The sequence below is a fragment of the Gordonia gummivorans genome (assembly GCF_022513585.1).
GTDB lineage: Bacteria > Actinomycetota > Actinomycetes > Mycobacteriales > Mycobacteriaceae > Gordonia.
The window spans coordinates 74016-87588 of record NZ_JAKWBF010000018.1 but is presented as its reverse complement, the minus strand read 5'-3'; the positions used below and the strand labels follow the sequence as shown (position 1 = coordinate 87588).

Genomic DNA, 13573 nt, shown 5'->3' with positions numbered 1-13573 from the left:
CAACGGGCGGGTAGATTGTCAACAATCTACCGACAGGCGGTTGTCGGGTCGAGAAATGGGGTTGATGACGGTGGCGAGGACGGGCGAAGGAACGGCGTCTCACCAGCGTGAACGCTCTGCCCAGAGCCGTCGCGGGGTGCTGACACCGCTGGTGCAAGAGTCGACACCGGCGATCATTGCGCGTAAGTTGCACAATGCAATTGCGAACGGCGACTTCCTGCCCGGTGCACAACTCACCGAGTCGGGACTCGCCGCCGACCTGGGGGTCAGTCGGGGTCCGCTGCGTGAAGCGATGCAGCGACTCACCGCAGAAGGCCTGCTGGTGAGTCATCGCAACCGCGGGTTGTTCGTGGTGTCGATGGACGACGACGACATCCGCGACATGTACATCGCGCGCACCGCGGTGGAACGTGCGGCCACCGAGCAGGTGATCATGCGTGCCGAATCCGATGCGGTGTCGGTGTTGACCGAGGCGGTCGAGGCCATGCGTGCGTTCGCGGACGAGCCCAACGGTGCTGGAATGGCCGAGGCGGACATGCACTTTCACCAGGAGCTGGTGGAACTGGCCGGGAGCAAGCGCCTTTCGCGTCTGCACGAGACGATTCGCGTGGAGACACGAATGTGCTTGCGGGCCATGCGAGGAACCTATTCCTCGGGAAAGGAACGGATCGACGAACATCAGGCGTTGGTGGACGCCATTGCCGCCGGCGACGTGCCCGCGGCCGACACGCTGATGATCGCGCACATGGCCGACGGTCTGCGGCGTCTGATCGGTGACGAAGACGACGGTCGGGACACCGCTGACGCAGGTTGAGAAGCAGCCTGGTCGTATCGAACGGGGTTCTCGTGTCCACCGATGTGAACACACTCGAGAAACAACTGGCCGAACGATCTTCAGGAGGCACAGATGGCTGCAGTATCTTCACCGGACACCTACGAGAGTCTGGCTCCCGACCCGGAGTCGCCGGAGGGAAAGAAACTACTCAGCAAAGCAATTGGCGCATCGGCGATCGGTAACGCAACGGAGTGGTACGACTACGGCGTCTACGGCGTCAGCGTCACCTATCTGACGGCGGCCTTCTTCCCCGGCGAATGGGGCACCGTGCTCACCATGCTCGGTTTCGCGATCTCCTTCGCGCTACGCCCCTTGGGCGGCATGGTGTGGGGTCCCATCGGTGACCGGATCGGGAGGAAATCCGTTCTTGCACTGACGATTCTGTTGATATCGGTAGCCACCGCACTCATCGGTGTCCTGCCCTCGCACGCGATGATCGGGGTGTGGGCTCCCATTCTGCTGATCCTCCTGCGCGTCGTACAGGGGTTCTCCACCGGCGGCGAATACGGGGGCGCGGCAACGTTCATGGCCGAGTATGCGCCGGACCACAAGCGCGGAAAGTACGGCTCCTTCCTCGAGTTCGGCACCCTCGCCGGCTTCTGCACCGGTACCGCACTGGTGTTGATCCTCGAACTCGCGCTCACCGACGACCAGATGTACGACTGGGGTTGGCGTATCCCGTTCCTGCTCGCGCTGCCGATGGGCCTGATCGGCCTGTATCTGCGGTCCCAGATGGAGGACACGCCGGTCTTCCAGGAACTCGAACGTGAAGACGAGATCGTGGGCACCGCGTGGACCCGATTCAAGGATCTGCTGACGAACTACTGGCGCCCGATCATCATCATGTTCGGCATGGTGATCGCGCTGAACGTCGCCAACTACACCTTGCTCTCCTATCAGCCGACGTACCTGAAGAGCACGATCGGACTGACGGATACCACCGCCAACGTCGTCGTGCTGATCGGCCAGTTGGTGATGATGGTGATGATCCCGTTCTTCGGGCGGTGGTCGGATACGACCGGGCGCAAGCCGATGTGGTGGGGTTCGCTGATCGGACTGTTCGTGCTGGCTGTGCCGCTCTACTGGTTGATGGGGTTGGGATTCGCTTGGGCCATAGTCGGATTCGTCATTCTGGGGCTGCTGTACATCCCGCAGTTGTCGACGATCTCGGCGACCTTCCCGGCGATGTTCCCCACCCAGGTGCGCTACGCGGGTTTCGCGATCTCCTACAACGTCGCGACGGCGGCATTCGGTGGTACCGCACCGCTCGTCAACGACTGGGTGATCACGGTGACCGGGTGGAGTCTGTTCCCGGCGGTGTACATGATGGCGGCCTGCGCCATCGGCATGGTGGCCCTTCGATTCCTGAAGGAAACCGCGGGCTGTTCGATTCGTGGCACCCAGATCCCCAGCCGGGAGAACGACTTTCACGAGCTGGCGGGTGACAAGGTCAGCGCGTCCTAACCGAGGTGCCAGGCGACGGCAACGCCGATCGCGCCGGTGGCGTTGAGTGCCCAGTGCAACGCCACCGGGGCGAGCAGGCTGTCGCTGCGCATGCGCAGCCAGCCGAAGGCGAAGCCGGCGAGCGTCGTCGCGACCACCGCGCCCACGACGCCGGCGATCTGCCCGAACGTTCCGCTGCCGAGCGTGTCGGAGAGCCCCTCGTTGCCTGCAGTCAGGCCGAGTGACGACGTGAGGTGCCACAACCCGAAGGCCACCGCACCGATGGTGAGCGCCACTCGCGTGGCGAAGAATCTCATCAGCGTGCCCTGCAGCACGCCCCGGAAGATCAGCTCCTCCGGAATCACCGTCTGCAGCGGGATGACGATGAATGCGGCAAACAGGGCGTCGGAGGGGTCGGCGTACCGGTCGGACATGAAGAAGTCGCGGCTCGCGGGAACCGCGACGGCGACCGAGACGATTGCGCCCACCACGATGATCGCGGCGAGCGCGTAGGCGATGCCGTTGCTCAGCTGCTTCCTCGACAGCCCCAGATCCGTCCAGGTCAGTCCGGCGACGCGTGCGGTAGCCACCAGAAGCAGGGCGGTTGCCGGCACCACGAAGTATGAGATGGGGGCGTGCGAGTAGTGCGCGAGCAGATCGGCAGCGGTGAGGGCGATGAGGATCGCGACAACGACCAGCACACCCTCGAGGCGCCGCCTACCCTCATCCATCCCCGAACCTGTCTGTCGTTGTCCGTTCGTCGCCCGAAGTGGGCCGACACCGCTCGATTGTGCCGGGTACAGATAGGATGCGAGCCCGTACGCCACATAACTGGGGGTTCGCATGACGAGTGACTCGGCCGTCGACACCGACGAGACCGTGCCGGAGGACGCGGCCGCGTCCGACGCCGCTGCGGATTCGATCAAACCGGGCCGCCGTGACCGCCTGTCCGGGGCCTTGCATCGCCAGCTGCACCGGTACGCATTCGGCGGCATGATCGGCGCGCTGGTGTTCATGTGGCTTTCGGCCACTCCGTCGTTGCTGCCCCGTGGGCCGCTGTTTCAAGGGCTGATCAGTGGCGGGTCGGCCGCGATCGGTTACGGCGTGGTCGTGTTCTTCACCTGGCTGGCGCGCTACCTGGTGTCCCGCGAGGAGCCGTGGCCGCGTCCGCCCCGGTGGGCATGGTTGGTCCTGGCGGTGGTCGCACTGGTCGGCACGGTGGTGATGTTTCTCTGGTTCAATCACTGGCAGAACGAGATTCGCGATCTGATGGGCGTCGTACGGTTGGATTGGACCGCGGTCCCGATCGTCACACTTGTCACGTTCTTCACGTTCGTCTTGCTGATGTCGATCGGTCAGGCGTGGGGTGCCGGCGTGCGCGCGTTGAGCCGCTGGCTGACTCGCTTCGTGCCTCCCCGTATCTCGGCCGCGACCGCGGCGTTTGTCGTCGTCCTGGTCACCTTCTTCGCACTCAACGGCGTGATCGCCAATTACGGTATGCAGGCGCTGAACGCGTCATTCGCCGCCGCCAACGACGAGACGAAACCGGATTCGGTGGCGCCGACGTCGTCGCTGCGATCCGGCGGACCCGGTTCGCTGGTCACCTGGGAATCCCTCGGGCGTGAGGGTCGGGTGTTCATCTCCAAGGGGCCGACGCAGGCCGAACTCGCGGCGTTCAACGGAGCGCCGGCAATGGAACCGATCCGGGTGTACGCAGGGCTGGAGTCCACCGACTCCGTGAAGGAGAACGCCCAGCTGGTGGCGCGTGAACTCGAACGCACCGGTGGACTGCAGCGTGCGGTGGTGGCGGTCGGATCCACCACGGGCAGCGGATGGGTGAACAAGGGCACCGTCGACAGCCTCGAGTACATGTACAACGGCAACACCGCGATCGCTGCGATGCAGTACTCCTACCTCCCGAGCTGGATCTCGTTCCTCGTCGACAAGGAACGTGCCCGCCAGGCCGGGCTCGCGCTGTTCGAGGCGATCTCCGATCGCGTGCAGGCGATGCCCGAGCAGACCAGGCCCAAGCTGGTGGTCTTCGGCGAGAGTCTCGGCTCGTTCGCCGGGGAGGCCCCGTTCGGCACCATCCCGGACGTCGCCGCGCGCACCGACGGCGCACTGTTCTCCGGCCCGACCTTCAACAACACGCTGTGGAACGACACCACACGCCAGCGCGATGCCGGCTCACCTCAGGTGATGCCCATCTATGAGAACGGCGAGAAGGTCCGCTTCATCGCCGACGAGACCGATCTCGGACGTCCCGCCACCGAGTGGGAGGCGAAACGCATCGTCTACCTGCAGCACGCCAGCGACCCCATCACCTGGTGGTCGCCGCGGCTCATCCTGAACAAACCCGACTGGCTCTCCGAGCCGCGCGGGCGCGACGTGCTGAGCTCGATGCAGTGGATTCCGTTCGTGACCTTCCTCCAGGTCTCTGCCGACATGGCGGTGTCCACGGGCGTGCCCGACGGTCACGGCCACGACTATCTCTCGGCCATCCCGTACGCGTGGTCGAAGATCCTGAATCCGCCCGGCTGGTCCGATGCGAAAACCCAAGCGCTGCTTCCGTACCTGAGCCGGGATTAGATTCCCTGCCGCCGGCTGTGCGAGCCTCTCCCGCTGGCTCAGGTGCGAGCCTGCTCGCCGCTAGCGAATCGCTAGCGCTCCTCGCACCTCAGTGTTGCGGCCACGGGGTGGCGTCGTGACCGGGGCAAATGGGCATTTGTGGATCAGCGACCCTCCGTCGGCCTTGCCGACGATCATGGACGCAGGAAGAGCGCCGTCGAGCGGGACGCGGCGGCTATGACCCACAAGAAAATAGGGGAAGAAACTCGTCCCCTACCCTTGGAGTCCTCCCCGCGAGTTTTCTCGCGGGCGACTCAACAAGCAGGGGCAGAAAGTAGGGGAAGAACCTTCCCCTACTTTCAGTGGTCCGGTGGCTCGCTGACGTGGCCCGTTCGCCTGCCTTCGAGGCATCCCTTCGGCTGACGCCTCGGGCACCTCCGAGAGCGTGGGGTGGTGGACGCTTATGTGCAGGTCAGAGCGCTAGTCACCGAACTAGGAGCGGTGAGCGGTGGGGAGCTCACGTCGGCAGCGCGGCGATGGGGACCAGGTGCCGGCGCGCGAAGGCCTCGACATCCTCGTAGGTGCCGAGCGGCAGGCGGATGCGAGGCGTCAGCAGGATCGAATGGGTGATGCGCACCAGGATCTCGGCTCGGGCGAGTAGTTCGTCGTCGTCGAGGGACATGTCGGGTCCGCGCAGGACCTCGGCGGTGGCGGCCACCGCACCGGCGAGCACGGTCGACGCGTTCACGGTGAGCTGGTCGAGGACCGTGGTGGCCTCGAGTTCGAGCAGCCGATTCCACACCCGGTTGGAGCGCACCGTGGTCACCGTGGTCGCGAAGGCGTGCACCACCCGATCCTCGAAGCTGTCGGCGGCTGCCGCTGCAGCACCAACCGCCGCGTACAGCCGCTGCGACTCCCGGATCATCACCGCGGCGAGGATCTCGTTCTTGCCGCCGATTCGGCGGTAGACGGTCACCCGTCCGACGCCTGCTCGCTGGGCGACCTCGTCGACGGTGGCGCGCCGGACACCGATGTCGGCGAAGACATCGAGGGCCGCGTCGAGGATGGGATCCGAATCGTCGGTGGACGGGGCCGGCTGCGAGAACAGACCGGGAACAGACATGAGCCGAGACTATCGGACCCTAGACAGTGAAACAATGAGATGTAATATGTATCTCCGTATCATCGCCCTGAGAGGAGAACGGTCTGTGACCGCGAACGTCAGCCCCAAAGACGTCAGTACTGCACACGTCAGCCTGGAATATGTCGATGAGGAGTACGCGATCAACGCGCGACCGGTCAGTTTCGACTGGACCGGGGTTCCGCTCGAGTACATTCCCGGCGAGCCCTACGCCACGCATTTCTGGAACGTCATGCACCTCGTCCTCCCCGAAGGGGAACGTGCGATGGCCGACGTGTTCGCGCAAGCCCTCGAGTACATCGACGACGAGCGTCTGCGCGAAGAGGTCGTCGGCTTCGTCGGGCAGGAGGCGACCCACGCATCGTCGCACGAGGGCTTCCGTCAGTACCTGCAGGCCGGCGGCGTCGAGATCGAACCGATCATGCAACGGATCGAGTACGCGGTGCAGAAGATCTTCGGCGACCACGGCATCACCAACGAACGTGCCCGCAAGGCATGGCTTTCCGAGCGCCTCGGTGTGTATGCGGCCGCCGAGCACTTCACCGCAGTGGTCGGCGAGTGGATTCTGGACAACGAGGAATTCGACCGCGTCGGCGTCGATCCGACGATGCTCGATCTCCTGCGCTGGCACGGTGCCGAAGAACTCGAACACCGCAATGTGGCCTTCGACGCCTTCCAGTATGTCGACGGCAGCTATCTCCGACGGGCTCGCACGGCCGTGATCGCCTGCAGCGGTCTCGCTCTGCTCTGGTTCTCCACCGCGGCCTACCTGTATCGCAACGACACGACGGTGAAGCGCCGTCGCCCCTGGCCGTGGGCGTTCGCGCGGGCCTCGCGCCGACACCTCATCCCGGGTCTGTCGTTCCTGTTCGTGCAGATCTACCTGTACCTGCGCCCGGGCTTCCACCCTTCGCGGATGGGCGACATCGGCAAGGCCGTTCGCTACCTGGCACATTCGCCTGCGGCACGGGCGGCGGAGGCGTGAACTATCTGCCCGCACCGATGACGGATGTCGAGAACCCGACGCCCGTCCTGCACGCCATGGGCCGGATTGCCCGCGGCTACTCCCGGGTCTTTGCGGAAAGCCGTTTCGCTGAACGGCTTTCGCCCCCCGCGCAGATCCGCCATACCGGTTTCGACCTGCGTCTGATGGTGTCGGACACCGTCGAGGTCGCCGACAACGTCCGCGCCATCACCCTGGCGCGCCCGGATCGGACACCGCTGCCGCGGTGGTCACCGGGAGCACACCTCGACGTCTTCACGCCGTCGGGACGCCAGCGCCACTATTCGCTCACCGGCGATCCGGCCGACGTCGACACCTATCGCATAGCGGTCCGCAAGCTACCCGACGGCACCGGCTCGGTGGAGATGCACGACCTGCGCGTCGGCGACATGGTGCGAATCCGCGGACCGCGCAACGCCTTCAACTTCGCCCCCGCGCCGGGCTACCTGTTTGTCGCCGGCGGCATCGGCATCACGCCGATCCTGCCGATGGTGCGCGCGGCGGCCGCGGCGGGTGCCGATTGGCGTCTCATCTACACGGGCGCCACCCGATCGTCGATGCCATTCGTCGACGAACTGGTCGCTATCGACGAAGCGCGAGTACAGGTCCGGCCCGACGATGAGTACGGCCGGCCCAACGTCGACGAGCTGCTCGCCGATGTCGGGTCGGACGGCTCGGTGTACCTCTGCGGGCCATCGGCGATGCTGGACGCATTCCGTGCCGTCACGGGCCCGCTGGTGGAGCTGCACAGCGAACGTTTCAGCCCGCCACCGGTTCTCGGCGGCACCCCGTTCACCGTGCGCCTCGATCGCAGCGCGCTCGATGTCGAGGTCGCCGCCGACGAGACGGTCCTCGCCGCGGTCCGCCGGGTGAAACCGGATGTGCGGTACTCCTGTCAGCAGGGCTTCTGCGGGGCCTGTCGAGTGCGCGTGCTCGACGGTGACGTGGAGCATCGCGACCGCGTGCTGATCGGTGACGAACGGGAAGACTCCATGATGATCTGCGTATCTCGCGCCGAGGACCGCGTCGTCCTCGATCTGTGAAGGGAATCAAGTGAACACAATCGATCCGAACGCATCCGAACACATCGGTGTCGCGATCGTCGGCGGCGGATTCGGCGGCATCGGTGCGGCGATCCGACTGAAGGAAGCCGGCTTCGGCGACCTGGTGATCTTCGAACGCGCCGACGCGCTGGGCGGCACTTGGCAGGCCAACACGTATCCAGGTGCGCAATGCGACATCCCGTCGGCGCTGTACTCGTTCTCCTTTGCCCCCAACCCCGAGTGGACGCGGCTCTACCCGCTGCAGGAGGAGATCCAGACCTACATTCGACGTTGCGCCGACGAGCGGGGCATCACGCCGCATGTGCGGTTGGGTCACGACGTGATCGCCGCGGACTGGGACGATCTGGCGCAAGTGTGGCGGCTCGTGGTTCGTGACCGGCTGGGCAACGAATCCGTGTGCACGGCAACAATCCTGCTGCTGGCCACCGGACCGTTCAGCGAGCCGTCGGTGCCGTCGTTGCCGGGGTTGGAGGACTTCTCCGGCCGGACCTTCCATTCGGCGCAGTGGGATCACGACTACGACCTCGACGGTAAATCGGTGGCGGTCATCGGAACCGGGGCGTCGGCCGTGCAGTTCGTCCCGCAGATCCAGCCGAAGGTGGCCTCGCTCACGCTGTTCCAGCGCACCCCGACGTGGATTCTTCCGCATCCCGATCGGCCGCTGAGTCCGCGCGTACGGAAGCTGTTCCGGCGCGCGCCGATCACGCAGCGCGGCGTCCGAAGCGCGTTCAATCTGGTGCAGGAGATGCTGGTCCCGGGACTGGTGCAGCGGCCGTCGCTGCTGAAGCCGGCGGCTGCGCTGGGGCGGGCGCATCTGCGACGCCAGGTGCGCGACACGACGTTGCGCGGCAAGCTCACCCCGACCTATGCGTTCGGTTGTAAACGGCCGACCTTCTCCAACACCTACTATCCGGCGCTGGCCGCGTCGAACTCGGAGGTCGTGACGTCGGGCATCGAGAAGGTGAGTGCCGACGGTGTCGTGACCGCGGACGGCACCGAGCACCGCGTCGACGCCATCATCTTCGGTACCGGGTTCAAACTCGTTGCCAATGAGGGGTTCACACGAATTCGTGGGATCGATGGTCGGAGTCTCGCCGACGTGTGGGAAGGGGAGATGCGGGCCTACCTCGGCACCATGGTCAGCGGGTTCCCCAACATGTTCATGATCCTCGGACCCAACTCCGTGGTGTACACCTCGCAGGTGGTCACCATCGAAGCGCAGGTCGACTTCATCCTCGAGACACTGAAGGCAATGCGCGACAGAAGTATTCGAAGTCTCGACGTGACCCCGCAGGCACAGCGGGACTACGTCGACGAGGTGGACGAGGGACTGAAGAACTCGGTGTGGAATCAGGGCGGGTGCAGCAGTTACTACCTGAGCGCGTCGGGCCGAAACTTCACCTTCTGGCCCGGATACGCCTTTACACTTCGGCATCGGATGCGCCACCTCCGACTGGGGGACTTCGCTCTTCGGCTTCCGGGACGTCCCCGAACAGTCGATGAGCAGGGCCGGGCACTGGTGAGCCGATGAGCACGCAGCGGTTCGACGGCAAGGTCGCGCTGATCACCGGTGCCGCACAAGGTATCGGCTTCGAGACCGCGCGACTGTTCGCAGAGCGCGGTGCGGCGGTCGTTCTCGTGGACCTGTACGCTGCCCGCCTCGACAAGGCCGTCTCAGGATTGGGTGACGTTCGAGCGCTGGCGGTGGAAGCGGATGTGCGAGCGCTGAGTTCGATGGAGGAAGCGGTCGGAAAGGCCGTCGGAGAGTTCGGTCGCCTCGACTACGTCGTCGCGAACGCGGGCATCACGCCGCCGCCCGCGACCTTGCGCACCGTCGACCCGGAGGCCTTCGGACGCGTCATCGACGTCAACCTGCTCGGCGCGTTCAACACGGTGCGTGCGGGAATCGAAGCGGTCATCGCCGCGCGCGGGCATATTCAGGTCATCGGGTCGTGCGCCGCGTTCGCGCCCGGCATGGGCGGATCGGCGTACATGATCAGCAAAGCCGGTGTGGAACAGCTGGGCCGAGCGTTGCGGATCGAACTGGCGGCGCACGACGCGTCGGCCGGTGTGGCCTACTTCGGGATCGTCGAAACCGCTTTGACCCGTGCAACGCTCGACGACGACGAACTGGGCCGGGAGATCGGGGCGGAACTGCCCTGGCCGCTCAACCGTCGGATCACCGCGGAGCAGGCCGCCGGGGCGATCGTCGGCGCGGTTGCGAATCGGCGGGCGAGGGTCATCGCGCCGCGGCAGTGGACGGCGTATTCGGTTCTGCGCGGACTGATCAACCCGGTTCTCGATCTGAAGTTGGAACGGGACAAAGGTATTCGTGATCTCATAGTGCGATTGGAGGAGCGCTCCGGTGGCGCTCCGGGGAGGTGACACCATGGCTCGACATTCGCTGGTGACGGTCGGCGACGAATTCTTCGACGAGGCGCCGGTCCGGGCGACGCTGGGCTTCGACACACCTGCGGCACCCGCGCGTGTGTGGGAAGTTCTCGCAGCCGACGACGCGGTGGGCTCATGGAGCAAGCTGGTCACCGGGGCGCACTGGGAACCGGGTCCGCGGGGCGTCGGCGCCATCCGCGAAGTCACGCTGGGTGGATTCCTCACTGTCCGTGAGGAATTCTACCGGTGGGATGAGGGAGAGCGGATGACGTTCTCCGCCGTCGGGACCACCGGACCGGGCATCCGTTCGTTCGCCGAGGACTACGTGATCACCCCGAAGGGCAACGGTTCGCGGCTGGAATGGACGGTCGCGACGGCACCTAAGGCGGGTGTCGGGCCGCGGGTCGGGGGCGTCGCGGGGCGCGTCCTGTGGGCGTCGGTGTGGCCGTTGGCGCACGGGTTGGAGAAGAAGCTGAAGGGTTGAGTGATCTCGACACGATGCCTCGCCCAGGGGCTCGGTATCGGCTCGATCAGCGGAAGGCTCAGCTCGCACCCAGCAACCGGAGCGCGGCGAGGGTGTAGGCGCGAGCGGCGGTGACGAGGTCGCCGACCGCGACCGACTCGTCGGGCTGGTGGGCGTCGGTGTTGATGTTGCCGGGCCCCAACACGATCGACGGGACACCGAGGTCGCGACTCACGAAACCGCCGTCGCAGGCGGCGCTCCATCCGCCGATCGACGTCGTGGCCCCGGCATCGGTGACCGCATCGACCGCGGAGGTCACCAGTGCGTGATCGGCGGGCGTCGCGAAGCCGGGCATCTCCATGGTGACGCGGACATCGACGGTGATGCCGTCGGTGTCGATGCCGGCGCGGCTGATCGTCGAACGCAGTTGGTCGGCGATGGCGTGCGGATCCTCGTCGGGCATCAGGCGGCGGTCGATGCCGAGCGAGCAGGTCGGGGCGACCACCGAGATGCCCTGGCCACCGGTGATGGTGCCGACGTTCCAGGTGCCGGCACCGAGTAGTTCGTCCTGCGTCAGGGCGAGATGCTCGTGGTCGAAGCGGATGAGGTCGACGATCTGCGCGGCGGCGTTGATGGCGCTGCGCCCATCGGAGGGTCGGCCGGAATGGGCGGCCCGGCCGAAGACATCGATCTCCAGGTACGACGCACCGCGACAGCCCCGGACCACCTGCAGATCGGTGGGCTCGGCGACGATGCAGCCGAGGAAGTCGTGGTCGGCGGGGTGGGAGACGAAGTCACGGACCCCGATGCCGTGTTCCTCCTCGTCGACCGTACACACCAGCCGGACCGGCCCGGACAGTTCGATCCCGTAGGCGTCGGCGTGCCGTAACGCCTGCATCGCGGCGACGACGGCCGCCAGCCCGCCCTTCATGTCGGTGGTGCCGCGACCGTAGATGCGGCCGTCGGCGAAGCGGGCCCGGTACGGATCGGCCGACCAGTTGGGGCCGGCCGGCACGACGTCGGAATGCCCGAGAAACATCAGGCCCGGGCCCTGTTGAATTGCCCCGTCGCTGCGCTCGCCCTGTTGAATTGCCCCGTCGCTGCGCTCGCCCCGGTGACCTGCGGGGAGAGTGGCGACGAGGTTGGGGCGCTGCGGCGCGGCCTCCGTGGTGGTGACCTGCAGTCCGACGGCGCGGCACGCCTTCTCGAGCACCTCGACGGCAGCGGCTTCGGTCCCGCCCGGATTCTCGCTGGGCGCCTCCACCAGCGATGCCGTCAGCATGGCGATGGTGTCGGCATTGATGTGGCCGCAGACGCCTTCCTCTGCCTCGGTCAGCCCGGTATAGCCATTGTCCGCACCACTCACCGTGCCATCTTCTCAAGACTCACCGTCAAGCGTCGGATTCCCTCGTCGATTCGCTCCGGGGTGCTCGACGCGAAGCACAGGCGCATCGAGTTGCGGAAGCGACCGCCCGGCGACAGCGCCGGGCCGGGGATGAACGCGACGCCGTCGGCGAGCGCCACCTCGAAGAGTTCCCGGGTGTCGATCTCGGCGAACTCGTCGCGCAGCGTCACCCAGAGGAAGAAGCCGCCCTCGGGGTCGGTGGTTCTCACCCGATCGCCGAGATGGCGCGCGATGGACGCACGCATCGCGTCCTTGCGTTCGCGGTAGAGGGACCGGATGCCGGCGAGATGGTCGTCGAGGCCGCCGCGGGCGATGTACTCGGCGACGATGTGCTGGTTGGGCACGTTGGTGCAGGTGTCCATGGCCTGCTTGCCGTTGATGAGTAGTTGCCGCAGTGACGGGTCGGCATCGACCCACCCGACCCGCCACCCCGGTGCGAGGATCTTGGAGAACGTCCGCACCGAGAACACGAGTGGGTCTGCGGGACTGATGGTTTGGAAGGTGGGGAGGTCGGTGCCGGCGAACCTCAGCAGTCCGTACGGGTCGTCGTCGATGATGACCGATCCCCAGATGTGGGCCAGCCGCAACAACTCTCGGCGTCGTTCCGCGGAGAGGGTGACGCCGGACGGGTTCTGGAAGGTCGGGATGGTGTAGATCGCCTTGGGGATCAGTCCCGTGCGCGCGACGAGCTCTTCGAGGCGGTCCACCTGCATGCCGTCGTCGTCGACCGGCACCTCGAGAAGCTGCGCACCGTAGGAGAGGGCGGTCGCACTGCCGTTGGTGTAGGTGGGGGATTCGACCACCACCAGGTCGCCCGGGTCGACGAAGAGTTTGCAGGCCAGATCCAGACCCTGCATGCCGCCGGTGGTGATGACTAGCCGTTCGTGACTCGACGGATCCGGAGTGGTGGCAAGGTAATCCACCAGCAACTGCAGCAGTCGGGGTTCACCTTCGGTGGCGCCGTAGGTGAACGAGCTGTTGTCGAGGATCTCCCCGGCGATCTGCCGGAACTCGTCGGCCGGAACCGCTTCGTCGGCAGGCGATCCCATCGCGAACCGCACGATGTCGTGCGACTGCGCGGCCAATAGCGACGTCGACGAATCGATCATCGAGCCGACGAGATCCTTTGCGCGGCCCGCGAGGGGGATGGTGGGGGTGTGGGTGGCGGTCATGCTTTCACCTCGTCTCGGTTGTGGCACTCACCGCTCCCTGAGGTGCGAGCGAAGCGAGCCTCGAAGGGCTGGCGACATCTTCTCGCCA

General features: G+C 66.0%; 12 protein-coding genes. 8 read left to right on the top strand and 4 right to left on the bottom strand.

Going from position 1 to position 13573, the window contains the following annotated elements; genetic code table 11:
• Positions 1 to 55: 55 nt before the first annotated feature.
• Together MKW15_RS14530 and MKW15_RS14525 are read left to right on the top strand one after the other, a co-directional pair.
• Positions 56 to 814 carry a GntR family transcriptional regulator gene (locus MKW15_RS14530; protein WP_374247204.1) on the top strand — a complete coding sequence of 253 codons (759 nt, stop codon included), beginning with the start codon at positions 56 to 58 and terminating at the stop codon, positions 812 to 814.
• A gap of 93 nt (positions 815 to 907) precedes the next feature.
• Positions 908 to 2299 (top strand): MFS transporter, encoded by a 1392-nt coding sequence (locus tag MKW15_RS14525; RefSeq protein WP_240859415.1) that lies wholly within the window; start codon positions 908 to 910, stop codon positions 2297 to 2299.
• Here MKW15_RS14525 and MKW15_RS14520 read toward each other — a convergent pair.
• On the bottom strand, positions 2296 to 3009 hold the full coding sequence (locus MKW15_RS14520) for a CPBP family intramembrane glutamic endopeptidase (protein ID WP_240859414.1): 714 nt from the start codon (positions 3007 to 3009) through the stop codon (positions 2296 to 2298). The genes MKW15_RS14525 and MKW15_RS14520 overlap by 4 nt on opposite strands.
• A 112-nt stretch (positions 3010 to 3121) precedes the next feature.
• Between MKW15_RS14520 and MKW15_RS14515 the strand changes: the two genes are divergently transcribed.
• Positions 3122 to 4867 carry an alpha/beta hydrolase gene (locus MKW15_RS14515; protein ID WP_240859412.1) on the top strand — a complete coding sequence of 582 codons (1746 nt, stop codon included), beginning with the start codon at positions 3122 to 3124 and terminating at the stop codon, positions 4865 to 4867.
• A 496-nt stretch (positions 4868 to 5363) separates the two neighbouring features.
• Here the strand turns inward: MKW15_RS14515 and MKW15_RS14510 are convergent, their stop codons facing one another.
• The gene (locus MKW15_RS14510) at positions 5364 to 5969 is read right to left on the bottom strand and encodes a TetR/AcrR family transcriptional regulator (protein WP_240859410.1); all 606 of its coding nucleotides are present in this window, start codon (positions 5967 to 5969) and stop codon (positions 5364 to 5366) included.
• 85 nt (positions 5970 to 6054) lie between these two features.
• On the opposite strand from MKW15_RS14510, the gene MKW15_RS14505 reads away from it, so the two are divergent.
• Genes MKW15_RS14505 through MKW15_RS14485 form a run of 5 tightly spaced genes read left to right on the top strand, consistent with a single transcriptional unit; the run spans position 6055 to position 10929 of the window.
• Positions 6055 to 6972: a metal-dependent hydrolase gene (locus tag MKW15_RS14505; RefSeq protein WP_240859408.1), complete on the top strand. Its 918-nt coding sequence runs from the start codon at positions 6055 to 6057 to the stop codon at positions 6970 to 6972.
• Positions 6969 to 8033 (top strand): PDR/VanB family oxidoreductase, encoded by a 1065-nt coding sequence (locus tag MKW15_RS14500; protein WP_240859405.1) that lies wholly within the window; start codon positions 6969 to 6971, stop codon positions 8031 to 8033. The genes MKW15_RS14505 and MKW15_RS14500 overlap by 4 nt, the downstream gene beginning before the upstream one ends.
• 10 nt (positions 8034 to 8043) lie before the next feature.
• Complete coding sequence (locus tag MKW15_RS14495; RefSeq protein ID WP_240859402.1) at positions 8044 to 9585, top strand: flavin-containing monooxygenase; 1542 nt, start codon at positions 8044 to 8046, stop codon at positions 9583 to 9585.
• Entirely contained in the window at positions 9582 to 10439 is an 858-nt protein-coding gene (locus MKW15_RS14490) for a short-chain dehydrogenase/reductase (protein ID WP_240859400.1), read from the top strand. The genes MKW15_RS14495 and MKW15_RS14490 overlap by 4 nt, the downstream gene beginning before the upstream one ends.
• A gap of 4 nt (positions 10440 to 10443) precedes the next feature.
• Positions 10444 to 10929, top strand: coding sequence for an SRPBCC family protein (locus tag MKW15_RS14485; RefSeq protein WP_240859398.1), 486 nt, complete (start codon positions 10444 to 10446; stop codon positions 10927 to 10929).
• A gap of 58 nt (positions 10930 to 10987) precedes the next feature.
• On the opposite strand, the gene MKW15_RS14480 is transcribed toward MKW15_RS14485, so the two are convergent.
• The gene (locus tag MKW15_RS14480) at positions 10988 to 12190 is read right to left on the bottom strand and encodes a M20 family metallopeptidase (RefSeq protein WP_240859484.1); all 1203 of its coding nucleotides are present in this window, start codon (positions 12188 to 12190) and stop codon (positions 10988 to 10990) included.
• Between the two features lie 80 nt (positions 12191 to 12270).
• Positions 12271 to 13485: an aminotransferase-like domain-containing protein gene (locus MKW15_RS14475; protein WP_240859395.1), complete on the bottom strand. Its 1215-nt coding sequence runs from the start codon at positions 13483 to 13485 to the stop codon at positions 12271 to 12273.
• Between the last annotated feature and the right edge of the window lie 88 nt (positions 13486 to 13573).

Bases quoted from the DNA above. Each gene is read 5' to 3' on its own strand.
- MKW15_RS14490 (WP_240859400.1), top strand. From the start codon at position 9,582: ATGAGCACGCAGCGGTTCGACGGCAAGGTCGCGCTGATCACCGGTGCC.
- MKW15_RS14475 (WP_240859395.1), bottom strand. From the start codon at position 13,485: ATGACCGCCACCCACACCCCCACCATCCCCCTCGCGGGCCGCGCAAAG.
- MKW15_RS14510 (WP_240859410.1), bottom strand. From the start codon at position 5,969: ATGTCTGTTCCCGGTCTGTTCTCGCAGCCGGCCCCGTCCACCGACGAT.
- MKW15_RS14525 (WP_240859415.1), top strand. From the start codon at position 908: ATGGCTGCAGTATCTTCACCGGACACCTACGAGAGTCTGGCTCCCGAC.
- MKW15_RS14515 (WP_240859412.1), top strand. From the start codon at position 3,122: ATGACGAGTGACTCGGCCGTCGACACCGACGAGACCGTGCCGGAGGAC.
- MKW15_RS14520 (WP_240859414.1), bottom strand. From the start codon at position 3,009: ATGGATGAGGGTAGGCGGCGCCTCGAGGGTGTGCTGGTCGTTGTCGCG.
- MKW15_RS14485 (WP_240859398.1), top strand. From the start codon at position 10,444: ATGGCTCGACATTCGCTGGTGACGGTCGGCGACGAATTCTTCGACGAG.
- MKW15_RS14480 (WP_240859484.1), bottom strand. From the start codon at position 12,190: ATGCTGACGGCATCGCTGGTGGAGGCGCCCAGCGAGAATCCGGGCGGG.
- MKW15_RS14530 (WP_374247204.1), top strand. From the start codon at position 56: ATGGGGTTGATGACGGTGGCGAGGACGGGCGAAGGAACGGCGTCTCAC.